The organism is Bacillus sp. FSL R5-0523, assembly GCF_037975295.1.
Lineage (GTDB): Bacteria > Bacillota > Bacilli > Bacillales > Bacillaceae > Bacillus > Bacillus subtilis.
The window spans coordinates 3166638-3190232 of sequence record NZ_CP150251.1 but is presented as its reverse complement, the minus strand read 5'-3'; the positions used below and the strand labels follow the sequence as shown (position 1 = coordinate 3190232).

At 47.1% G+C, this 23595-nt stretch carries 24 protein-coding genes and 1 pseudogene; 19 read left to right on the top strand and 6 right to left on the bottom strand.

Going from position 1 to position 23595, the window contains the following annotated elements:
• Positions 1–6 precede the first annotated feature (6 nt).
• Genes sufD through sufB form a run of 4 tightly spaced genes read left to right on the top strand, consistent with a single transcriptional unit; the run spans position 7 to position 4391 of the window.
• Positions 7–1320: a Fe-S cluster assembly protein SufD gene (sufD, locus tag NYE53_RS16400; RefSeq protein WP_015714669.1), complete on the top strand. Its 1314-nt coding sequence runs from the start codon at positions 7–9 to the stop codon at positions 1318–1320.
• On the top strand, positions 1320–2540 hold the full coding sequence (gene sufS, locus NYE53_RS16395; protein WP_015714668.1) for a cysteine desulfurase SufS: 1221 nt from the start codon (positions 1320–1322) through the stop codon (positions 2538–2540). The genes sufD and sufS overlap by 1 nt, the downstream gene beginning before the upstream one ends.
• Entirely contained in the window at positions 2530–2973 is a 444-nt protein-coding gene (sufU, locus tag NYE53_RS16390) for a Fe-S cluster assembly sulfur transfer protein SufU (RefSeq protein WP_003222809.1), read from the top strand. Before sufS ends, sufU begins: the two co-directional genes overlap by 11 nt.
• A 20-nt stretch (positions 2974–2993) precedes the next feature.
• Positions 2994–4391, top strand: coding sequence for a Fe-S cluster assembly protein SufB (gene sufB / locus NYE53_RS16385; protein WP_003228608.1), 1398 nt, complete (start codon positions 2994–2996; stop codon positions 4389–4391).
• 87 nt (positions 4392–4478) lie between these two features.
• On the opposite strand, the gene NYE53_RS16380 is transcribed toward sufB, so the two are convergent.
• Together NYE53_RS16380 and sspG are read right to left on the bottom strand one after the other, a co-directional pair.
• A complete protein-coding gene (locus NYE53_RS16380; protein ID WP_339245675.1) occupies positions 4479–4754 on the bottom strand; it encodes a hypothetical protein in 276 nt (91 codons plus the stop codon).
• Positions 4754–4900 carry an acid-soluble spore protein SspG gene (sspG, locus tag NYE53_RS16375; RefSeq protein WP_015384584.1) on the bottom strand — a complete coding sequence of 49 codons (147 nt, stop codon included), beginning with the start codon at positions 4898–4900 and terminating at the stop codon, positions 4754–4756. Before sspG ends, NYE53_RS16380 begins: the two co-directional genes overlap by 1 nt.
• 158 nt (positions 4901–5058) lie before the next feature.
• On the opposite strand from sspG, the gene NYE53_RS16370 reads away from it, so the two are divergent.
• From NYE53_RS16370 to frlD, 7 genes are all read left to right on the top strand, one after another.
• Positions 5059–6177: an FAD-binding oxidoreductase gene (locus NYE53_RS16370; RefSeq protein ID WP_339245672.1), complete on the top strand. Its 1119-nt coding sequence runs from the start codon at positions 5059–5061 to the stop codon at positions 6175–6177.
• A gap of 102 nt (positions 6178–6279) precedes the next feature.
• Positions 6280–6654 carry a nucleotide excision repair endonuclease gene (locus NYE53_RS16365; protein WP_003228617.1) on the top strand — a complete coding sequence of 125 codons (375 nt, stop codon included), beginning with the start codon at positions 6280–6282 and terminating at the stop codon, positions 6652–6654.
• 215 nt (positions 6655–6869) lie between these two features.
• Positions 6870–7856, top strand: a complete 987-nt coding sequence (gene frlB / locus NYE53_RS16360) for a fructosamine deglycase FrlB (protein WP_015251278.1) — start codon at positions 6870–6872, stop codon at positions 7854–7856.
• Between the two features lie 80 nt (positions 7857–7936).
• Complete coding sequence (locus NYE53_RS16355) at positions 7937–9205, top strand: ABC transporter substrate-binding protein (RefSeq protein WP_339245669.1); 1269 nt, start codon at positions 7937–7939, stop codon at positions 9203–9205.
• 57 nt (positions 9206–9262) lie between these two features.
• On the top strand, positions 9263–10141 hold the full coding sequence (locus NYE53_RS16350; RefSeq protein WP_339245667.1) for a sugar ABC transporter permease: 879 nt from the start codon (positions 9263–9265) through the stop codon (positions 10139–10141).
• Positions 10142–10144: 3 nt separating this feature from the next.
• Positions 10145–11047 carry a carbohydrate ABC transporter permease gene (locus NYE53_RS16345; RefSeq protein WP_003228625.1) on the top strand — a complete coding sequence of 301 codons (903 nt, stop codon included), beginning with the start codon at positions 10145–10147 and terminating at the stop codon, positions 11045–11047.
• Positions 11048–11060: 13 nt separating this feature from the next.
• Entirely contained in the window at positions 11061–11915 is an 855-nt protein-coding gene (frlD, locus tag NYE53_RS16340; RefSeq protein ID WP_339245665.1) for a fructosamine kinase FrlD, read from the top strand.
• Between the two features lie 24 nt (positions 11916–11939).
• On the opposite strand, the gene frlR is transcribed toward frlD, so the two are convergent.
• Positions 11940–12668, bottom strand: coding sequence for a transcriptional regulator FrlR (gene frlR / locus NYE53_RS16335; protein ID WP_014480777.1), 729 nt, complete (start codon positions 12666–12668; stop codon positions 11940–11942).
• A gap of 181 nt (positions 12669–12849) precedes the next feature.
• Between frlR and ugpC the strand changes: the two genes are divergently transcribed.
• Positions 12850–13953, top strand: coding sequence for a sn-glycerol-3-phosphate ABC transporter ATP-binding protein UgpC (gene ugpC, locus NYE53_RS16330; protein WP_335387407.1), 1104 nt, complete (start codon positions 12850–12852; stop codon positions 13951–13953).
• Between the two features lie 33 nt (positions 13954–13986).
• Here ugpC and NYE53_RS16325 read toward each other — a convergent pair whose 3' ends face one another.
• Positions 13987–14853: an endonuclease I family protein gene (locus NYE53_RS16325; RefSeq protein WP_327828649.1), complete on the bottom strand. Its 867-nt coding sequence runs from the start codon at positions 14851–14853 to the stop codon at positions 13987–13989.
• Between the two features lie 132 nt (positions 14854–14985).
• Positions 14986–15055, bottom strand: a pseudogene (locus NYE53_RS16320) (hypothetical protein); the annotation flags it as partial.
• A 244-nt stretch (positions 15056–15299) separates the two neighbouring features.
• Between NYE53_RS16320 and allC the strand changes: the two are divergent.
• The 7 genes from allC (at position 15300) to pucE (ending at position 23208) form a co-directional block, all read left to right on the top strand.
• On the top strand, positions 15300–16538 hold the full coding sequence (gene allC / locus NYE53_RS16315) for an allantoate deiminase (protein ID WP_339245662.1): 1239 nt from the start codon (positions 15300–15302) through the stop codon (positions 16536–16538).
• A 16-nt stretch (positions 16539–16554) separates the two neighbouring features.
• Positions 16555–17805 (top strand): (S)-ureidoglycine--glyoxylate transaminase, encoded by a 1251-nt coding sequence (gene pucG / locus NYE53_RS16310; RefSeq protein WP_339245659.1) that lies wholly within the window; start codon positions 16555–16557, stop codon positions 17803–17805.
• A gap of 216 nt (positions 17806–18021) precedes the next feature.
• Positions 18022–19014 (top strand): XdhC family protein, encoded by a 993-nt coding sequence (locus tag NYE53_RS16305; RefSeq protein ID WP_339245658.1) that lies wholly within the window; start codon positions 18022–18024, stop codon positions 19012–19014.
• A complete protein-coding gene (gene pucB, locus NYE53_RS16300) occupies positions 19011–19628 on the top strand; it encodes a xanthine dehydrogenase accessory protein PucB (protein WP_339245656.1) in 618 nt (205 codons plus the stop codon). Before NYE53_RS16305 ends, pucB begins: the two co-directional genes overlap by 4 nt.
• Positions 19625–20458, top strand: coding sequence for a xanthine dehydrogenase subunit C (gene pucC, locus NYE53_RS16295; RefSeq protein WP_339245655.1), 834 nt, complete (start codon positions 19625–19627; stop codon positions 20456–20458). The genes pucB and pucC overlap by 4 nt, the downstream gene beginning before the upstream one ends.
• Positions 20459–22696: a xanthine dehydrogenase subunit D gene (gene pucD, locus NYE53_RS16290; RefSeq protein ID WP_339245653.1), complete on the top strand. Its 2238-nt coding sequence runs from the start codon at positions 20459–20461 to the stop codon at positions 22694–22696. It abuts the gene before it with no gap.
• Complete coding sequence (pucE, locus tag NYE53_RS16285) at positions 22687–23208, top strand: xanthine dehydrogenase subunit E (protein ID WP_049139625.1); 522 nt, start codon at positions 22687–22689, stop codon at positions 23206–23208. Before pucD ends, pucE begins: the two co-directional genes overlap by 10 nt.
• Before the next feature lie 206 nt (positions 23209–23414).
• On the opposite strand, the gene yuzJ is transcribed toward pucE, so the two are convergent.
• On the bottom strand, positions 23415–23546 hold the full coding sequence (gene yuzJ / locus NYE53_RS16280; protein ID WP_009968115.1) for a YhzE/YjcZ family sporulation protein YuzJ: 132 nt from the start codon (positions 23544–23546) through the stop codon (positions 23415–23417).
• Positions 23547–23595: the final 49 nt, after the last annotated feature.

The following is a 23595-nucleotide window of genomic DNA, read 5'->3' as shown; positions in this document are numbered from 1 at the left end:
ATTAATATGACACTAGGTACAAAACTATCCGTAGATCAGGAGTATCTCAAAAGCTTTTCCGAAAAGCACCAAGAACCTGCCTGGCTGAAGAACCTGCGCTTACAGGCTCTTGAACAAGCTGAGGATCTGCCGATGCCGAAACCTGACAAAACAAAAATCACAAACTGGAACTTCACGAATTTCACGAAGCATACAGTGGATAACGAACCGCTTTCTTCATTAGAAGATTTGACTGATGAAGTAAAAGCGCTGATCGACGTTGAAAACGAAGATAAAACATTATACGTACAGCGTGACCAGACGCCGGCATATCTTTCTCTTTCTCAAGAATTGAAAGACAAAGGCGTCATCTTCACTGATATTCTGACTGCTGCACGCGAGCACAGCGACTTGGTGGAGAAATACTTTATGAAGGACGGCGTGAAGGTTGACGAACATAAGTTAACTGCACTTCACGCGGCTCTTGTTAACGGAGGAGCATTCCTTTATGTTCCGAAAAATGTTCAGGTGGAGACGCCGGTTCAGGCTGTTTATGTCCACGAAAGCAATGATACAGCTCTATTCAACCACGTGCTGATTGTGGCTGAAGACCACAGCTCTGTAACATATGTAGAAAACTACATCAGCACTGTAAACCCGAAAGACGCTGTCTTCAATATTATCAGTGAGGTCATCACAGGTGATAATGCCAGCGTGACATACGGTGCGGTGGATAATCTGTCAAGCGGTGTGACAACTTATGTGAACCGCCGCGGTGCTGCGCGCGGACGCGACAGCAAAATCGAGTGGGCTCTCGGCCTGATGAACGACGGCGACACGATTTCCGAAAATACAACAAACCTTTACGGTGACGGCACATACGGCGATACGAAAACGGTTGTTGTCGGAAGAGGAGAGCAAACAGAAAACTTCACAACACAAATCATCCATTTCGGTAAAGCTTCTGAAGGCTATATCTTGAAGCACGGTGTGATGAAGGATTCCGCTTCTTCTATCTTTAACGGAATCGGCAAAATCGAACATGGCGCTTCTAAAGCGAATGCGGAGCAAGAATCACGCGTGCTGATGCTTAGCGAAAAAGCACGCGGAGACGCAAACCCTATTCTTTTAATTGACGAAGACGATGTAACTGCAGGACATGCGGCATCTGTCGGCCGTGTGGACCCTATTCAGCTTTACTACCTGATGAGCCGCGGAATTCCGAAAGAAGAAGCAGAACGCTTAGTCATTTACGGATTCCTTGCACCGGTAGTAAATGAACTTCCGATTGAAGGCGTTAAGAAACAATTAGTTTCTGTTATCGAAAGGAAAGTGAAGTAATGAATATCACAGATATTCGTGAACAGTTCCCGATCCTTCATCAGCAAGTGAACGGACATGATCTCGTTTATCTCGACAGCGCGGCGACTTCCCAGAAGCCGCGTGCTGTCATTGAAACACTGGATAAGTATTATAACCAATACAATTCCAATGTTCACCGGGGCGTCCATACACTTGGAACCAGAGCGACAGATGGTTATGAAGGAGCGCGTGAAAAAGTCCGCAAGTTTATTAACGCGAAGTCAATGGCTGAGATTATTTTCACAAAAGGCACGACCACATCACTGAATATGGTGGCGTTAAGCTATGCACGCGCCAACCTGGAACCTGGTGATGAAGTGGTCATCACCTACATGGAGCATCATGCGAATATCATTCCGTGGCAGCAGGCTGTAAAAGCAACTGGCGCCACATTAAAATATATTCCGCTGCAGGAAGACGGAACGATTTCTTTAGAAGACGTCAGAGAAACGGTCACAAGCAACACAAAAATTGTTGCGGTGTCTCATGTATCTAATGTCCTCGGCACGGTCAACCCGATTAAAGAAATGGCGAAAATCGCTCATGACAATGGGGCTGTCATTGTGGTGGACGGTGCACAAAGCACGCCTCACATGAAAATTGACGTGCAGGATCTCGATTGCGACTTCTTTGCGCTTTCTTCCCATAAAATGTGCGGACCTACCGGTGTTGGTGTGCTGTACGGAAAGAAAGCCCTGCTGGAAAACATGGAGCCTGCCGAATTCGGCGGTGAAATGATCGACTTTGTCGGGCTTTATGAATCAACTTGGAAAGAGCTTCCGTGGAAATTCGAAGCGGGTACGCCGATCATTGCAGGAGCAATCGGCCTCGGTGCCGCCATTGATTTTCTCGAAGAAATCGGTCTTGATGAGATTTCCCGCCATGAGCACAAGCTTGCAGCTTATGCGCTTGAACGCTTCCGCCAGCTTGACGGCGTAACGGTTTACGGGCCGGAAGAGCGTGCCGGGCTTGTCACATTTAACCTTGATGATGTTCATCCGCACGATGTGGCGACTGTGCTTGATGCGGAGGGAATCGCAGTCAGAGCCGGCCACCATTGTGCGCAGCCGCTGATGAAATGGCTGGATGTAACTGCTACTGCAAGAGCAAGCTTTTATCTGTATAATACAGAGGAAGAGATTGATAAGCTTGTGGAAGCTCTTCAAAAGACAAAGGAGTATTTTACAAATGTCTTTTAATGCAAACTTAGATACATTGTACAGACAGGTGATTATGGATCATTACAAAAACCCGCGAAATAAAGGGGTTTTGAATGACAGCATTGTCGTGGATATGAACAATCCGACATGCGGCGACCGCATCAGACTGACAATGAAGCTTGACGGAGACATCGTGGAAGATGCGAAATTTGAAGGGGAAGGCTGTTCCATTTCAATGGCATCCGCTTCGATGATGACTCAGGCGATTAAAGGGAAAGATATTGAAACTGCCCTTTCCATGTCTAAGATTTTCTCGGATATGATGCAAGGGAAAGAGTATGATGATTCTATAGATCTCGGGGATATTGAAGCCCTTCAAGGCGTTTCAAAATTCCCAGCCCGTATCAAATGTGCAACCCTGTCATGGAAAGCACTTGAAAAAGGAGTCGCGAAAGAAGAAGGCGGCAATTAAAAGGATTGGAGTGAAAATGGATGGCTAAAAAAATGCCTGATATTGGTGAATACAAGTATGGTTTTCACGACAAGGACGTTTCCATTTTCCGTTCAGAGCGCGGATTGACAAAAGAAATCGTAGAAGAAATTTCTCGCATGAAAGAAGAGCCTCAATGGATGCTTGACTTCCGCTTGAAATCACTTGAGCATTTCTACAATATGCCGATGCCTCAATGGGGCGGAGATTTAAACTCACTGAACTTTGACGAAATTACGTACTACGTAAAACCGTCTGAGCGTTCAGAGCGTTCTTGGGATGAAGTTCCTGAAGAAATTAAGCAAACATTCGACAAGCTCGGTATTCCTGAAGCTGAACAAAAATACCTTGCGGGTGTTTCTGCTCAGTACGAATCTGAGGTTGTATACCACAACATGAAAGAAGATCTTGAAGCGCAAGGTATTGTCTTTAAAGACACTGACAGCGCGCTGAAAGAGAATGAAGATATTTTCCGTGAGCACTGGGCAAAAGTAATCCCGCCGACTGATAACAAGTTTGCGGCGCTTAACTCAGCTGTTTGGTCCGGCGGATCTTTCATCTACGTGCCTAAAGGCGTGAAGGTTGAAACACCGCTTCAAGCTTACTTCCGTATCAACTCTGAGAACATGGGTCAGTTCGAACGTACACTGATCATTGTTGACGAAGAAGCAAGCGTTCATTATGTTGAAGGCTGTACTGCGCCTGTTTACACAACAAACTCACTTCACAGTGCGGTCGTTGAGATCATCGTGAAAAAAGGCGGCTACTGCCGTTATACAACGATCCAAAACTGGGCGAACAACGTTTACAACCTTGTAACAAAGCGTACAGTCTGTGAAGAAAACGCAACAATGGAATGGATCGACGGCAACATCGGTTCTAAGCTGACAATGAAATATCCGGCTTGTATCCTAAAAGGCGAAGGCGCGCGCGGTATGACGCTTTCTATCGCTCTTGCAGGTAAAGGCCAGCATCAGGATGCAGGTGCGAAAATGATTCACCTTGCACCAAACACATCATCTACAATCGTATCAAAATCGATTTCAAAACAGGGCGGAAAAGTAACGTACCGCGGAATCGTCCACTTCGGACGCAAAGCGGAAGGCGCTCGCTCTAACATCGAGTGCGATACGCTCATTATGGATAACAAATCAACGTCAGACACAATTCCTTACAATGAAATCTTAAATGATAACATTTCATTGGAGCACGAAGCGAAAGTGTCTAAAGTATCTGAAGAGCAGCTCTTCTACTTGATGAGCCGCGGTATTTCTGAAGAAGAAGCAACTGAAATGATCGTAATGGGCTTCATCGAGCCATTCACAAAAGAGCTTCCAATGGAATACGCAGTTGAAATGAACCGTTTGATTAAGTTCGAAATGGAAGGGTCAATCGGTTAATTGTTTCACAAAAAAGGACGTGACTGGTTTCAGTCGCGTCCTTTTTGTATGCAGAAGAAAAACCGCTGGCCGAGGGGCCGCGGTTTTTTACTCTTCTTCTGTCTCCTGATTGATAATTTGCTTTACAGATGATCTGTTGTTATTTTCTCTGTTCATCTCTCGCAATTGAGTATAAGCCATATCGAATTCCTCTTTTGTCATCTGCTTTGCGGCTAATGCAGAGCATAATATAGCAAAAGCAATTGGCATTGTATCAATGTGAATGTCGATATGGACCTCTGAGTTGCCGCTGTTTTTGATAACAGATTCAGTAGTGGGTATCTCTTGAGTATGTCTGTTGAGAGGAATGATGTTTTCGTTCATTAGTCTTCTCCGTCTTGTGACTGCGCCTGTGCCTGATCCTGATCTGTATTCACGTTGACCACGACTTTTGCATTACCGCTGTTTTGGACTTTTGCGACTGCCGCATCGCGTCTGTTTTCTTCATTTTCATGACGATTTTCGCTCATGGTATCATCCTTTCTCTATTGATAGTGACAGGATATTCGATAGGAGAGTAAAGAGATTGGACGAACTTCGCGGTTTTTCCACATTAGGGCAAAAGGTCGAAGGAAAGCATTTGATTTGGTAAAATGAATAGACATTATAATAGAAAAGGTGTTTGCATATGAATTCGTACATCATCGTCGGCGCAGGGATTCTGGGTGCGTCGACGGCTTATCATCTCGCAAAATCAGGCGCTCGCGTTACTGTCATTGATCGGAAAGAGCCGGGACAAGCGACTGATGCGGCGGCGGGGATCGTCTGTCCATGGCTCTCGCAACGCCGTAATCAGGATTGGTACCAGCTTGCTAAGGGGGGAGCGCGGTACTATAAGGATTTAATCCATCAATTGGAAAAAGACGGTGAATCGGATACAGGATACAAACGTGTCGGTGCCATCAGCATTCATACTGACGCGTCTAAACTCGATAAAATGGAGGAAAGGGCGTATAAGAGACGGGAGGATGCGCCGGAAATCGGCGACATTACCCGCTTGTCCGCAAGTGAAACGAAAAAGCTGTTTCCGATTTTAGCTGACGGCTATGAATCGGTTCATATCAGCGGTGCCGCCCGTGTGAACGGAAGAGCGCTGTGCCGGTCGCTTTTAAGCGCTGCAGAGAAACGCGGCGCAACGGTCATCAAAGGAAATGCGTCTTTGCTTTTTGAAAACGGAACAGTCACCGGCGTGCAAACAGATACAAAGCAGTTTGCGGCTGACGCGGTCATTGTGACGGCGGGAGCATGGGCCAATGAGATATTGAAGCCTCTTGGCATTCATTTTCAAGTGTCATTTCAAAAAGCGCAGATTATGCATTTTGAAATGACAGATGCAGATACAGGATCGTGGCCGGTTGTAATGCCGCCGAGTGATCAGTACATTCTGTCGTTTGATAACGGCAGAATTGTAGCCGGCGCCACACACGAAAACGATGCCGGTCTTGATGATCTTCGTGTGACAGCCGGAGGCCAGCACGAAGTATTGAGCAAAGCGTTAGCCGTTGCACCGGGTCTTGCTGATGCGGCTGCTGTTGAAACAAGAGTGGGCTTCAGGCCGTTTACACCGGGATTTCTGCCGGTCGTAGGGGCCGTGCCGAATGTTCAAGGCTTATATGCTGCAAACGGTTTGGGTGCTTCTGGACTGACGATGGGGCCGTTCTTGGGTGCAGAGCTCGCAAAGCTAGTTCTTGGAAAGCAGACAGAATTAGACCTTAGTCCTTATCATCCAGCCGGAGCACTTGCATAATAAGTAAGAGCATAACAAACAAATATAATAAAGCTGTTCTAGCTTTTCTTTTCTGTATGTGTTAGCATTTATCTTTAATGAAAAAGAGGACGTGAACTGATTTTGATAAAAATTGATATACCCGCACCGAATGTCACCATCACTGAACGACAGCAGTCAGCTAATGATAACGAGCCGAAGATAAAACCGATTCACGGATTCATCGACTTTCACCAGATCCCAAGGGACAAAGGCGGCATTTTTATGTTTTACAACATTCATGACGAGCTGCTGTTTGTCGGGAAAGCCAGAAAGTTAAGACAGAGAATTAAGAAGCATTTCGAAGACACTGTTTCACCAATCAAACATCACAGAGATGAAGTTTATAAAATTGAGGTATGTGTAGTTGATGATCCAATGGAAAGAGAGATTTACGAAACATATATCATCAATACACAGCACTCGAAGTACAATATAGACAAGGTATTTTTTAAATAAGACGTCAGTCTGCGGATTGAACAGCGAAGCCAGAGCTTAAGTCAAGTTCTGGCTTTTGATTTGGGCATTTTTTCGCTTATAGACCCTTTGTCTATCTTTCGAATAAATTATTGAGAAATTTCAGAAAATAATATTGACAATCCTACCCGCGGACTTTAATATAACAATATATAATGTTATATAACGTTATATAATAAAAACGGGGAGTGAAGGATTTGAGTCAGGCCACAGCAAAAGTAAATCGTGAGGTTCAAGCTTTCTTGCAGGATTTGAAAGGGAAAACCATTGATCATGTATTCTTTGTCGCATGCGGAGGGTCTTCTGCCATTATGTATCCGAGTAAGTATGTGTTTGACAGAGAGTCAAAATCAATAAACTCCGACCTCTACAGCGCCAACGAATTTATTCAGCGCAATCCTGTTCAGCTTGGTGAAAAGTCTCTTGTTATTTTGTGCTCGCATTCGGGAAATACCCCGGAGACAGTCAAAGCTGCTGCGTTTGCAAGGGGCAAGGGCGCACTTACGATTGCGATGACGTTTAAACCGGAGTCTCCTTTAGCGCAGGAAGCGCAATATGTTGCCCAGTACGATTGGGGTGATGAGGCGCTTGCGATCAATACAAACTATGGCGTTTTGTATCAAATCGTTTTTGGAACCCTGCAAGTATTAGAAAACAATACGAAATTCCAACAAGCAATTGAAGGCTTAGATCAATTGCAGGCTGTATATGAAAAAGCCCTTAAGCAGGAAGCTGACAACGCCAAGCAATTTGCAAAAGCCCATGAAAAAGAAAGCATTATTTATACCATGGCAAGTGGTGCAAACTACGGTGTCGCTTACTCCTACAGCATCTGCATTCTCATGGAAATGCAATGGATTCATTCCCACGCCATTCATGCCGGAGAATATTTTCACGGACCGTTTGAAATTATTGATGAATCCGTGCCGTTTATCATCCTGCTCGGTTTAGATGAAACAAGACCTCTTGAAGAGCGGGCGCTTACCTTCTCGAAAAAGTATGGCAAAAAGCTCACTGTGCTTGATGCTGCATCTTACGACTTCACTGCAATTGACGATTCAGTTAAAGGCTACCTTGCTCCGCTTGTTCTCAATCGTGTGCTGAGAAGCTATGCAGACGAGCTGGCAGAGGCGAGAAATCATCCTTTATCTCATAGAAGATACATGTGGAAAGTTGAGTATTGATCTGAAAATGAAGAACCATTATGCATTAGACTATAATGTTATATAACATTATAGTCTAATGTCCAGAGGAGGCCAACCCTTTGAAGAAAATGTTGTTGTTCTTGATCATTGCAGCTGTCAGTATGCTCACCATCGCAGGCTGTTCGAGCCAAAGCAGTTCAGCGGACGGAAAGTTGACATTGAAATTTTTCCACAGATGGCCGAAGGAGCCGGAAAAAAGTTATTTTGAAGAGGTTGTTAAGGAATTTGAAAAAGAACATCCGGATATCGACATTCAAATTGAAGCCGTTTTAAATGACTCCTATAAAGATAAAATTAAGGTCATGCTGGGAACCACCAGCCCTCCTGACATTTACTTCTCTTGGAGCGATGAGTTTGCTTTTAAATTTATCAGAGGCAATAAAGCACTTGATCTCTCGTCCTACTACAAAAATGACACCGATTGGTCATCACAGCTCGTTCAATCGCAAATTACACCATTTACTTATGAAAACAAGCAATATGGCGTGCCGTGGCAAATGGACGCTAAATCATTCTTCTATAATAAAGACATTTTCCAAAAGCTGAATCTTGATCCCCCGAAGACGTGGGATGAATTAATCGATGTGTCAAAAAAGCTGAAAGAACATGGCTACACACCGATCAGCTTCGGAACAAAGGCGACTTGGACAATCTCGCACTATATCGGCACGCTTAATCAGCGGATGGTCGATGAAAAAACGCGAGAAAAGGACTATAACGCCAAAACGGGTGAATTTACTGATGAAGGCTATGTAAAAGCCCTTGAAAAGCTTCAGGAGCTGATGCCTTACTTTAATAAACATGTAAACTCCGTCGACCACGAATATGTGAGACAGCAATTTAAGAGCGGAAAGTCGGCGATGATATATGCGGAAACAGCGGAAATCAAGCTGGTTGAACCAGTAAATCTGGGGATGTTCCCATTCCCTGAAATCAGCGGACAAAAAGGATCTTCAGAAGCGTTAACGGGAGCGCCGGAAGGATTCATGATCTCCTCAAGAACAAAACATCCGAAGGAAGCAATGGAATTTTTGCAGTTCTTGACATCGAAAAAAATGGGCGAAAAGCTCGTGAAAGATGTCGGGAAATACAGTGCAGTGCAAGGTACGGCTACTGAAGAAAATGCAACAGCCATTCAGCGTGAAGCCGTTCAGCATATTGTTGATGCCAAATCAATGGTTCCATGGTTTGATATGGATGTCGATGTTGAAGTCGCAGATGCGTACCTAACAGGCGTCCAGCAAATGCTTGGCGGCGACGTGACACCGCAGCAGGTGATGAAAGCCGTTCAAAAGGCAGCAAAGCAGGTGAGGGCGTCAGCTGAATAAATCAAAGAAAAGGTGAAGCTTCGCACCTTTTCTTTTTATAAAGGAGATGAGATACCCTTGGTCAATCAGAATAAAATAATCCCCTATTTGTTTTTGGTGCCCGCTCTCGTTTTTTTACTTTTCGTTTATATCCCGATTTTTGAGAATGTATTCCTCAGCCTGTTTCAGTGGAGCTCATTTTCTCCGAAAAAAACGTTTATCGGCTTAAAAAACTATGTTGAATTATTTCATGATCCTGTCTTCTATCAGGCACTTACCAATAATGTGCTTTATGCAGTGATCTCAATTGTATGCCAGGTATTTGGCGGTTTGATTTTGGCGGCGGTGCTTGAGGATAAGCTGGTCAGAAAATGGTCGCCGTTTTTTCGTACCGTTTTCTTTTTGCCGGTTGTCATCTCAATGACGGTGATCGCGCTTTTGTTTGATTTTATTTACAATCCGGAGACAGGGCTTTTGAATCAGCTGCTTCAGGCCATCGGTCTTGATCAGCTGACGAGGGCCTGGCTCGGGGATGACAGCACAGCTATGCTTTCTGTCATTTTTGTGTCCCAGTGGCAATCTATCGGTTATATTGCGATGCTGTACATCGTGTCGATTCAAAAAATACCGGATGAACTGTATGAAGCGGCCCGGCTTGACGGCGCGGGTAAAATTCAGCAGTTTTTTCATATTACTGTTCCCCAGACGAAAGAGATGTCTTTTGTTGCGGTGGTCATGACGCTGACCGGGGCCTTTACGGTCTTTAATGAGCCGTACATTTTGACAGGCGGCGGGCCGGGAAACGCGTCAGAAGTCTTGAGCACGTTTTTATATAAAAGCGCCTTTACAAAGGATATGATGGGCTACGCCTCAGCGATTGCCACTGTCGTGTTAATCATTACGCTTGCATTATCGCTCATGCAAATGAAGTTCTTTAAAACCGGAAAGGAGGAGTAACTGATGCTGCCTCAGAAGAAGACAGATTCGTTCAGATTGGAGCCTGTGCCTGACCAGCACATTGAGGTTAAAGATAAGCCTAGACGAAAATGGTATATCGGAGAAACGTCTGTGTGGGTTTTTCTGTTTCTTTATCTGATTGCGATTGCCTATCCGCTTCTCTGGATGGTGATGAGCGCCTTTAAAAACTCTGACGATATTTTTGAGCACAGCTGGTCGCTGCCGTCTTCGTGGCATCCGGAAAATTTTGTTTCCGCCTGGAACCAGGGGATTTCTTCTTATTTTATGAACAGTGTCATCGTTACGGCGCTGACGTGTGTGATCACTGTCTTTATCAGTGCATGGGCAGCGTATGGCCTTTCCCGGTTTGAGTTTAAAGGAAAAGGATTCTTTTTGGTGCTATGTCTTGGCGGATTGATGCTGACGCCGCAGGTCAGTCTTGTGCCGCTTTATTCTATTATTCAGTCGCTTGGCCTGTACAATACGTATTGGGCGTTAATCCTGCCGTATGCGGCTTATCGGATCCCATTCACCATCATTTTGATCCGCTCTTATTTTCTTTCTATTTCCAAAGAATTGGAGGAGGCGGCCTATTTGGATGGGTGTACAAGTTTTGGGGTATTTTTCAGAATTTTCTTACCAATGAGTGTGCCGATTTTGGTGACATCCGGCATTTTGACGGCTTACCATACATGGAATGAGTTTATGTTTGCGATTATTTTCATAGATGATGAGAATTTGCGGACCATTCCAGCCGGGCTGATGCAGTTCAGAGACGCGCTACAGACAGACTGGGGCGTCCTGCTGGCGGGGTTAACGATTTCAGCCGCGCCGATTATTATTCTATTTTTGTTGATGCAGAAATATTTTGTCCGCGGAATTGCAAGCGGCAGTGTAAAAGGATAAAGGAGGAAGCGCTATGAAATTGATTGCGGTTGGAGATAATGTTGTAGATTATTATCAGGACCAAGAAACATTCTACCCGGGAGGAAATGCCTTAAACGTCGCCGTGCTTGCCAAACGGCTCGGGCATGAGTCTTCCTATATCGGAATCGTCGGCAATGACGAAGCCGCGGCACATCTGTTGAACGTTCTCAAGCTGGAGCAGGTCAATGCAGATTATATCCGCCAGGCGCACGGAGAAAACGGGATGGCGATTGTCACCCTTGATGAACAGGGGGACCGCATTTTTGTCAGATCAAATAAAGGCGGCATTCAGTCCCGGCTTCGCCTCGCGTTTCAGGAGAAAGATGTATCTTTTATCAGCGGGCATGATCTGCTGCATACGAGCGTGTACAGCAGGCTTGAGAACGATCTTCCCCAGCTGTGCGGGCTGGTCCCGGTCTCATTTGATTTTTCAACCAATCGGGAGGATGATTATTTGAGGAGGGTCTGTCCTTATGTGACGTATGCGTTTTTTTCAGGAAGCGATTTGAGTGAGTCGGAATGCGGTGAGCTTGCCAAAACAGCTCATGGGTACGGAGCCAAAATGGTTTGTATGACCCGAGGGGGCCAAGGAGCAATGCTGTCTGCGGGTGATCGAATCTATCATCAGCCGATTGTGGAAGCTGATATAATAGATACACTTGGAGCGGGAGATTCTTTTATAGCAGGCTTTTTGACTGCCTTTTGGGTGAAGCAGGATATAACGTATGCTTTGCGCCAGGCTGCTGAAACGGCTGCGAAAACATGCGGTGTGTACGGAGCTTTCGGCTATGGCTATCCTTATCGCCTGGAGGACGGGGGAAGCAGTGAAAAAACGAGAATACTATAAGCAGTGTCTCGTTTTTTATGCCTGTTATGTGTAGGGGCTGTTGATGGTAAAAGTGACACGGTTTGTGTGCATCAAAAACAATGAACAATAGATTGGCTGGTCGTTTGATGTAAAAGCCGTTTTATCAATTTCAAACAGCGCATCCCCGATATCACAATCCAGGTATTTGCTTTCCTCCTGTTGGGCATATACAACGTTTAATAGCTTCGTATTGTGCGTGGGTACAACTTTGTATTGCTGTTTCAAAATATCATGCATGGAGACGCCGTCAGCAATAAAGGTATCAATGCCGGGAAACAAATCAAGCGGATAATGCGTCACTTCAAAGGTGAGAGGCTGATCATCATTATATAAAATCCGTTTTAATTCAACGACAGGGCTCTCGGGATGGATTTGAAGCTTTTCTGCGATGGGTTTTGACGCTGGAATGATGTCATGGGACAGCACATGATGCTTCGGTTTTTTGCCGGTTGATTCCATAAATTCCGAGTAGCCGTTTACAGCGATCAGCTCTCGTTTTAATTTAGGGCTTTTAACGAACGTTCCCTTTCCCTGCTGCCTGATCAGATAGCCTTCTTCGACTAAATCGAGAATGGCTTTCCTGACGGTGATGCGGCTGACGTTATACTTGGTGCAAAGCTCGTTTTCGGTAGGCAGCTTGGCGGTTGGGGAATACACGCCCTTTTTGATGTCATCAGTGATGATTTGTTTTAGCTGAATGTATAAAGGTGTAGAACTTCCGTTGTTTAACAAAGGGTAGCCTCCTTTTAACCTATTATTTATATTATAATGTATTATGACGTTATAATACAAATTTACATTTTTTATTTTAGAAATATAGCAAAAATGGGAATCGATTACTCTAAAAATAACAGAAAGACCAAGTTGTTTCCAGTGACGAAATAACGGGTCAAAAGATAGGGGGACTTTTCTGATGGCTTCATTAACATTTGAACACGTCAAAAAATCATATCACTCACAATTAACCGTGAAGGACTTTGATTTAGATGTAAAGGATAAGGAGCTTTTGGTGCTGGTGGGGCCGTCAGGATGCGGAAAATCAACAACGCTGCGGATGGTGGCTGGATTAGAAAGCATTTCTGAAGGAAATCTTCTTATTGATGGGGAGCGGGTCAATGATCTTCCGCCGAAAGAACGTGATATTGCGATGGTATTCCAGAACTATGCGCTTTATCCGCATATGACGGTTTTTGATAATATGGCGTTTGGATTAAAGCTCAGAAAGATGGCGAAACAGGAAATTGCCGAGCGGGTTCATGCGGCAGCTAGAATTTTAGAAATTGAACATTTGCTGAAGAGAAAACCGAAGGCGCTCTCCGGCGGGCAGCGGCAAAGGGTGGCGCTTGGCAGGTCGATTGTGAGGGAGCCGAAGGTCTTTTTAATGGACGAGCCGCTTTCTAATCTGGATGCAAAACTAAGAGTGACGATGCGGACAGAAATCAGCAAGCTGCACCAGCGATTAGAGGCAACGATCATTTATGTCACGCATGACCAGACCGAAGCAATGACAATGGGAGATCGGATTGTCGTCATGAATGAAGGGGAAATTCAGCAAGTGGCGAAACCTCATGACATTTATCATTACCCGGCCAATTTGTTTGTCGCAGGCTTCATTGGCTCTCCTGGGATGAACTTTTTGAAAGGGATCATAGAACAGCAGCATGGCGAGCTGTTTTTCACAAATTCTTCGATCCGGCTTCATATTCCTGAAGAAAAAGCAAAGCGGCTGAAGGAAAAGGGATATGCCGGAGAACAGATGATTGCCGGTGTACGGCCGGAGCACATCACACAAATGACAGGAAATGACCAGTTGTTTGATTCAGTGTTTCAAGCGAACGTGGAAGTGAATGAAAATCTGGGCTCGGAGCTCATAGCGCATGTCATGGCTGGGGACGAGCGGCTCAAGGTCCGTCTGGACGGAAACACGCGAATCGATGCAGGCGATTCAATCCAGCTCTCAGTGAAAATGGACCACGTCGTCTTTTTCGATGCGGAAACGGAAGAGGCTGTGTATTAGAAAAAGGTGCTCCCAAAAAGGAGCACCTTTTTCTTACGGCCAAATCTCGTCCGCCCATTCAGGGTGGTCGATAAATGGATTGCGGTTGTGCTGATATTTTTCATAAATGATTTCATTTCTTTTCCGCTCGCGGTCGTCAACCGGATCCTGCTTATTCCATTCGAGCAGGACAGATTGTTTGCCATGATAAGGAGCTGAGCCGTTGCCTGTCTTATCATTAAGCTCAAGATCAGGATAGCCGTTATCACCCTCGTAACGGACAGCCATGTAAAACAGCATGCGGGCAACATCGCCTTTCACATCATCGCGGGGCTCCCATGAATCGCCGTCATAATAATTTCCGGGTGCCTTCGCATATTCAGTGCCGCCATTGTCAAAATCCATATTTCCTCTGGCGCTGTTCACTTGAACATCAGCCGGGCGCAAATGATGAATATCAGTACCAGGTCCCTTGCTCGTACCAAAATCGCCATGGGATTTCGCCCAGACGTGCTCGCGGTTCCAATCGCCGACATTCCCGCCGTTCAGGTTTTTGGACCGCGATTCTTTCGTATAGAGCAGGATGACGTTATTCGGATTTCTCGGATCTTCATCCGTTTCTTTCAGCGCGTTCCACACTTCGCTGTAGGACAGCATCGTGTGTCCGCTGATAATACGGTGCAGGGTGCTTTTTAGCGAGTCTCCTGTTTTACCTTCAGCCCCTTCATAATAGGTATCTGTGTCAGCATAGGGTGCAGCGGGGGCGGCTAATGAGAGAAGGCTTCCTGTTCCTGAAGGGGAAGACGCCAATCGGTCATTAAGGCTTAATGCGGTTTGCGCGCTTGCTGAAGCTGCCGGCGCAAGCCATCCGGAAATCAGTAATACACAGACGAGCGGCAGAAACCATGCTTTTTTTGTCATCACTTGCCCTCCTTTTATCAGATCATGTCTATTATCTAAAATTGAAATAAAGGATAGAAGTGTCATTTTGTATATTTTTCATTAAAATTGTAAATTAGTCCCTTTGGAGGAGGCGGAAATCTCCTGTTCCTATATCTTTAGGTCCTGTTTTTTGCGAGCTGCCGGCATTTCCGTTTTCATCTGTTCCGCAAACATCGCCTCTCCGGCAAGCTGAGCTTGTTCATATAAAAGGCATTTTGACCCTCTCTTTCGCTCTTGCTGGCTCTCTTCCTTACCGTGTTTTCTTTTGAGCTTTACATAAAAATAGTTGTGACATATAGGGTGAATCTGGTTGCTGGATAGATACTGTGACCAAAAAATAAACGTTTTTTTGGTTAATATGCCAATGAACTATCATGTTCCTCCTTCTATAATGAAGTCACTATAACGGCCAGAGGGGGGAGTACATGGGAAAGCAGAAGCTTTCAGTAAAAAACAGCATCACAGATTATATTGAATGGCTCGCCCAATACGGTGCGTCCACGGACGGCGGCGTAACGAGGCTTTTATACACAAAAGAGTGGATGGACGCACAGCTTGCAGTGAAAACAGAAATGTCTTCTTTCGGGCTTGACACAAGATTCGACGATGTCGGGAATGTGTTTGGAAGGCTTTCGGGCACCCAGTCTCCGGATGAAGTCATTGTAACCGGTTCACATATCGATACTGTCATCAATGGGGGAAAATACGACGGCGCCTATGGTGTTCTGGCGGCAATGCTTGCGATAAAGCGGCTCAAAGAGACATATGGAGCGCCGAAAAAAACACTCGAAGCGGTATCCTTATGTGAGGAGGAGGGCAGCCGTTTTCCAATGACCTATTGGGGATCAGGGAATATGACGGGTGTTTTTTCATTACAGGATGGAGCAGAGCCAAGAGACGAATCAGGAGTCTCGCTGCAACATGCGATGCATAAGAACGGTTTTGGCAAAGGTGTGTTTCAGGCAGCATATCGGACAGATATCAGCGCTTTTGTTGAGCTCCACATTGAACAGGGACAGACATTGGAAATGTCAGGACGGGATCTCGGGATTGTGACAAGCATTGCGGGGCAAAGGCGATATCTCGTTACACTGGATGGGGAATGCAATCACGCGGGAACCACCTCTATGAAATGGCGCAAGGACCCGCTCGCAGCCAGCAGCCGTATCATTCATGAACTGCTGCTGCGGTCGGAGGAGCTGCCGGATGAGCTCCGTCTGACATGCGGAAAAATAACGGCAGAGCCCAATGTAGCCAATGTCATACCGGGCCGCGTCCAGTTTTCAATCGATATTCGCCATCAGCATCAGCATGTGCTGGAGCAGTTTCATCAAGACATGGTTGCTTTGATCAACGGCATTTGCCTACAAAAAGGAATTCGCGCCGTGATTGATGAATATATGCGGATAGAGCCTGTGCCGATGGACGAAAGGCTGAAGGCTGCGGCTTTTGAAACAGCATTAGAAAACGGCTTCAGCTGTGAGGAAATGGTGAGCGGAGCAGGGCATGACGCGCAAATGATCGGAAGGCGCTATCCTGCTTGTATGCTGTTTGTGCCAAGCCGAGGCGGCGTCAGCCACTCACCGAAGGAATATACGTCAGCCAGACAGCTTGAGATCGGCGTCCGCGCACTGACTGATTTATTATACAAACTGGCTTACTGATAAAGGAGGAATGGCTGTGTCAGGCAGAAGAGAATTATGCACCCCGTTAAGAACGATTATGACGCCAGGGCCTGTTGAGGTTGATCCGCGTGTATTAAGAGTAATGAGCACCCCGGTTGTCGGCCAATTTGATCCGGCGTTTACAGGTATTATGAATGAAACGATGGAGATGCTTCGGGAGCTGTTCCAAACAAAAAACCGCTGGGCATACCCGATTGACGGCACTTCAAGGGCGGGAATTGAAGCAGTGCTGGCTAGTGTCATAGAGCCGGAAGATGATGTGCTCATTCCCATTTACGGCCGTTTCGGTTATTTGCTGACTGAAATCGCCGAGCGATATGGGGCAAATGTTCATATGCTTGAGGGCGAATGGGGAACGGTTTTTGACCCGGAGGACATCATACGGGAGATAAAAAAAGTGAAGCCGAAAATTGTGGCAATGGTGCATGGAGAAACATCGACAGGACGGATTCACCCGCTGAAAGCCATCGGCCAAGCCTGCCGCACCGAGGATGCATTGTTTATCGTCGATGCAGTCGCAACGATTGGGGGCTGCGAGGTTAAAGTCGATGAATGGAAGATTGACGCTGCCATCGGCGGGACGCAAAAATGTTTGTCTGTGCCTTCAGGAATGGCGCCGATTACATATAATGAGCGGGTGGCGGACGTGATTGCAGCTCGCAAAAAGGTGGAGCGGGGGATTGCGTCACAAGCTGACAGGGAAGCGCTTTCGGGAAATCGGCCAATCACAAGCAACTACTTTGATTTGAGCCAGCTTGAGGATTATTGGAGCGAAAGACGGCTCAATCATCATACAGAAGCGACGACGATGCTGTACGCCTTACGTGAGGGAGTCAGACTGGTGCTTGAAGAAGGCCTTGAGGCGCGTTTTGAGCGGCATCGGCACCATGAAGCCGCATTAGCAGCAGGGATAAAGGCAATGGGGCTAAGATTGTTTGGAGATGACAGCTGCAAAATGCCTGTTGTCACCTGTGTCGAAATTCCCGGCGGCATTGACGGCGAGTCTGTCCGTGGCATGCTGCTGGCACAATTCGGTATTGAAATCGCCAGCTCATTCGGCCCGCTCGCAGGGAAGATCTGGAGAATCGGCACGATGGGGTACAGCTGCAGAAAAGAAAACGTGCTATTCGTGCTTGCCGGGTTAGAGGCTGTGCTTCTCAGACATAACGCAGGAATCGAAGCAGGAAAAGCGCTCCAAGCAGCGCTGGATGTGTATGAAAACGCTGGCCGCCAGGCGGCGGTGTAAAGAAAAGCTTGCGGAACTCCGCAAGCTTTTTAGATATGATTTCATGCTTTCTCCAATCTGATTTTCTTCGTTTGACTCTTTTTACAAATCCTCTTTCTATGTGTTTTATTTTCTGACAAATCATGAGTCATTTTTTCTTCCATCGTCTATTCTTTATACAAGTTACCTATAAAATCACGCTGAATTAGTTGTTTTTTTCGAGAGGAGGATGCGGCATTGGGGAATTTTCACACGGTGTTAGATGCGCTCCTGGAAGACCAGGAGGAGGCTGTGCTGGCGACCATTGTTCAAGTTGAAGGCTCCGCGTATCGAAAAGCAGGCGCCTCTATGCTCTTTAAGAAAAATGGCAGACGGATTGGCTTGCTGAGCGGCGGGTGTGTGGAAGAAGATGTATTCCAAAGAATCAGTGCGCTGGGCGATCAGCTCACACCAACGCTGATTCCCTACGACATGAGGTCGGAGGACGATCTTTCTTGGGGCATGGGAGCCGGGTGCAATGGCATTATTCATGTTCATGCGGAGCGAATCACTCAGGAAAAAAGGCGGCACTATGAGAAAGTGAGGGATTGCCTTCATTCAGGCAAAGCTGTCACTTCCGTTACAAAGATTGGATCCTCCCATTATTTATTTCTGACGGAGAACGGGCATTTTGGCAACTGGCCGGACGCGCCTCTGCAAGCTATTCAACGTACTGTTTCAACGCTTCATTTACCGCATTTCGATCCACCCACTAACATGTTTATTCAGCGAATTGAACCGAAGCCGCGCCTCATTCTGTTTGGGGCGGGACCGGATACTGTACCGCTGGCCAATTTGGCGGCTGACACAGGGTTTTCTGTTATCGTGACGGATTGGCGGCCCGCTTATTGTACATCGTCTCTTTTTCCAAAAGCGGATCAGCTGATCACCGCTTTTCCGGAACAAATGCTTAGCGAATTTCAATTTTTTCCGCATGATGCAGCTGTTGTGGCAACCCATCATTATCAGCACGATCAAACAATCATCAACTTCTTATTTTCTCAAAACCTCCATTATATTGGACTGTTGGGTTCGGCAAACCGCACGAAACGGCTGCTGAACGGAAAACATCCTCCGTCTCACTTTTACAGTCCGGTCGGGCTGAAAATCGGTGCGGAAGGTCCAGAGGAAATTGCGGTAAGTGTAGTTGCAGAAATCATTCAAACAAGAAAACGGATAGCGGTTGTATGAGAAGCCCCTATCTGATCGGCGTGTTTCTCGCTGCCGGCAAAAGCAGAAGAATGGGTCAAAACAAGCTGACTTTGCCGCTAAAAGGAGAAAACATAGGCTCACTTTCCTTGAAAACTGCTCTGTCGTCCCGCCTTGATCACGTGCTGGTCGTCGAGCGGACAGAACATGCCTCCCTTGAGTGGATAGGAGCGCCGTATCACGCTCCGCCTTTTCAAAAACGCTGGAGCCTGCACGTTTGCCAAGATGCAGAACAGGGTCAGGGGCATTCAGTCAGCAGCGGGGTGAGAAAAGCAGAAAGCATGGGGGCGGACGGCGTTGTCATTTTGTTAGCCGACCAGCCTCAGCTTTCCGTCGATCATCTCAATGCCCTTGTGGCTCTGGCTCCTGAGTCATTTGCCGTGTCATCGTTTTTAGGGGCGTTCACCCCGCCAATCTACTTCTCGTCGGCTTGTTTTCCTTATGTAAAGGGGTTAACGGGAGATGAAGGGGCTCGCAGGCTCCTGAAAAGCGGACAGCTTGGAGCAGGAGCGGTTTTGGAGGCAAAGGATAGCGGTGAGTTGGACGATATTGATACACCCGAGGAATATGACATGGTAAGGAGGGCGATGGCTTGAACGGCCAGGTGACAAAAGCAAGGGTGAATATTCAATTATGGAGGCCGACAGCGCTTGATGAGGCCTATACGCTTTTAGAGAAGCTTGCTCCGGATGTGTGTGCTGCATCGGGAAGCACGCTGCTTCAGCTTCAGTGGGACAAAGGAACTCTGCCGAAACAGCACCTTGTCAGCCTTGAAGGGATTGACGAGATGCGAGGGATCAGCGCCAGTGACACCCACGTGTCGATCGGGGCGCTCACATCACTGAATGAATGCAGAAAGAACCCTTTGATCAAGAGAGCGCTTAGCTGTTTCAGTGACGCTGCTTCCGCTGTCGCTGCACCGGGGATTCGCAGCCGTGCCACGATTGGCGGCAACATAGCGAGTAAAATTGGTGATTTCATTCCGCTTCTGCTTGTGCTTGATGCTGATCTTATCGTATATCAAAAGAAGCTAATCAGGCTGCCGCTTGGCGCTTGGCTCAGTGAGGAAGACTTTAGAACGGCTATCGTTACGCGTGTCATCATCCCGCGGGCGGAGGGAGAGCGTGTATTTTATCACAAGCTTGGAAGGCGCCAGGCTTTTACAGGAGCGGCTGCTGTTGCAGCTGGACGTTTTTTGAAAGACGGCGGCATTCGCCTCGCCGCTGGCCATGCCGATATCACTCCTAGGAGATTATTGGACAGCGAAGCGAAATGGATGGCACCAGGGTGGGACTCGCATGAGCTGTACAAAACACTTATCCATGAGCTGCCGTTTTCCTCAGATGCTTTTATGTCAGCGGCATACAGAAAAAAAGCCGCTGCCAACGTCATCATGGCAGAGCTGATGGCTGAGGGAGGGGAATAAATGATCATCAACAAACCGTCAAGAGTCAGGCCGGATGGAAGGGATAAGGTCACAGGGGAATTGAAATATATGACCGATCTCAGCTTTCCGAGAATGCTGTATGGCAAGGTGCTGAGAAGTGCTTATCCTCATGCAGAGATTGTGTCGGTTTGCACCATAAAAGCTGAGAAAATGGAAGGCGTGCAAGCCGTCGTCACACATAAAGACGTTCCCGGCTTAAACCGATTTGGCATTGTCATCCCTGATCAGCCGGTTTTATGTGAGGACAGGGTGCGGTATGTCGGGGATGCGATCGCCGCAGTTGCTGCGGAAACGGAAGAAATCGCGGAAGCGGCGCTGGAGCTGATTCGAGTTGAGTATAAAGAGCTGGAAGTCATGGATTCACCAGAAAAAGCGATTCGGCCGAATGCGCAAAGACTGCATGAGGACGGGAATATCCTGCACCGCGCATTTTTTTCAAACGGCGATGTGGAAGAAGGGTTTCAAGCATCTGACACAGTCCTTGAAGAAACCTATGAGCTGCCGCGGCAGATGCATACGTATATGGAAACGGAGGGAGGCGTAGCCGTTCCGGAAGACGACGGGGGTTTTACGATGTATGCAGGAACCCAGCACGGCTATAAAGACCGTTTCCAGCTTGCCCGTATTTTTGATATTCCTGAAGAGAAGATCAGAATTGTGTCAAGTCCGATGGGCGGCTCGTTCGGAGGGAAGGATGAGCTGAATATTCAGCCGTATGCCGCGCTTTTGGCCCTGAAAAGCGGACGCCCTGTCAAAATCCATCAGACACGAAAGGAATCTGTACGTTCTGGCATTAAGCGCCATCCGATGAAGATTACGATAAAAACGGGTGCGGATCATTCGGGAAATCTATTGGCGCATGACGTGAAAATTGTGGCGGACACAGGCGCATATGCTACGCTCGGACCGGCTGTTCTTGATTTTTCTGTCGAGCATGCCGCGGGGCCGTACCGTATTCCGAATATCCGGACTGAAGGAATATCAGTATTTACGAACAACGGGGTGGCGGGGGAATTTCGGGGCTTTGGCGGCAACCAAATCACATTTGCACTCGAAACCCATCTCGATCGTCTCAGCGGCATGCTCGGCATCGACCCGCTCGAGCTGAGAAGAAAAAATATCAGAAAACCGCATGACTTGGGGTCTCTTGAGCATCGGATTGCACCGACTGACGGAGCGGCACAGGTGTTGAATGCCATATCTAAATCTCCCATTCTTACAAGAACTAGCCGGAACTGCGGGTACCTGCAAAGAGGCACGGGAGCGGCAATTACAATGCACGGCGGCGGGCTGGGGTTTGGCCGAATGGATGCGGCAGGAGGCCGTTTGTCTCTTTCGAGTGAAGGCAAAATCACAGCATCATTTGGATTTGAAGAATGCGGACAGGGGATTCTAGCAGCGATTGAACAGATTGTCATGGAGGAGCTGGGTTGTGCCGCAGAGGATATTTCCATTGTTATTGGGGATACCGCAAAAGTGCCGAAGTCAGGCTCCTCCACAGCATCCCGCGGCACAAGCATGGTGTGGCACGCGATCCAGCGTTTGAAGAAGCCGTTTCTATCTCAGTTGAAAAAACGGGCGGCAGAATGGAACGGCTGTTCAGCGGAAAACCTTATTCCCGGCGCTGCAGGCTTGCGTGACAAAAACACAAAGGCGCTCGTGGTGACGTATCAGGAGCTGGCTGAAAAAGGCCCTTTGGCAGAGGAAACGGCCTTTGACTTTCCAACAACGCCTGATCCTGTGGTGGGCGGCCATTTCCTCTACTCATTTGGAGCGGCTGCCGTTGAGGTGGAGGTAGATCTGTTAACAGGCGATGTCAAATTGATAGATTGTGAGCACGCTATTGCGGCAGGTCCGGTTGTCAGTCCGCAGGGATATCGAGGTCAAATTGAAGGCGGCGCTGCCATGGCACTCGGCTACACACTGATGGAGGAAGCGAAAATGACGGACGGCCGTTATGCCGCAGAAAATCTAGATCACTATTTGATCCCTGGAGTCAAAGACGTTCCTAACATGAAGGTGATCGCAATAGAAGAACTAATGAAGGGTGATGCATATGGACCACGCGGTGTTGGCGAAATTGGAACGATCGCCATCACTCCGGCGATTGTAAAGGCAGTACATGATGCGGTCGGATGCTGGATAAACAAGCTGCCAATTTCAAGAGAAGAGCTGCTTGAAGCGATAGACAGAAAGGGGCTGAAGCAATGGACGTAAAAGAGGCTGGGCCATTTCCTGTAAAAAAGGAACAGTTCCGGATGACCGTGAATGGGCAGGAGTGGGAGGTTGCTGCCATTCCTACGACACATCTGAGTGACTTGCTTAGAAAGGAATTTCAGCTGACCGGGACAAAGGTGTCCTGCGGAATCGGCCGCTGCGGAGCCTGCTCTATTTTAATCGACGGAAAACTGGCCAATGCGTGTATGACCATGGCTTATCAAGTGGACGGCCACTCCATTACAACAATCGAGGGCGTACAACAAGAGGAACTGGATATCTGCCAAACCGCTTTTCTGGAAGAAGGAGGCTTCCAATGCGGCTACTGTACCCCAGGAATGATAATTGCGCTTAAAGCACTGTTTCGGGAAACCCCTCAACCTTCTGACAAAGATATAGAAGAAGGGCTGGCGGGGAACTTGTGCCGGTGTACCGGGTATGGCGGGATTATGCGGTCAGCTTGCAGGATTAGAAGAGAGTTGAACGGGGGTAGTCTGGAGTCCGGCTTTTAAGAGCCGGACTTTTTTAGCCTCAGTCAGACAGCGCGATCAAGACGCAGAAGCGTTGTGGGAAAACACACGATAAATCTCGTAGAACTTGACAGCTTCTGGATTAGAAAATGATTAGTGAATCACATAGCAAAGACGCCATAAAAACTTCTTATGGCGTCTGTCGGACAGGGAGGTGTTGGATACGGCGGAGGCAAGGAAAGTTAAACTTAATAATTAAAGATAGCTGCTCCAACAATGATCAACAAAATGAATAGCACCACGATCAAAGCGAAGGAGCTCCCGAAACCGTTTGAGTAACCAGAGTTTCCACTGTATCCACCAGAATTGTAGAATCCCATAATGTCACCTCCTTTAGTGGAGATAGTATAAGATATGCCAAACGATCAT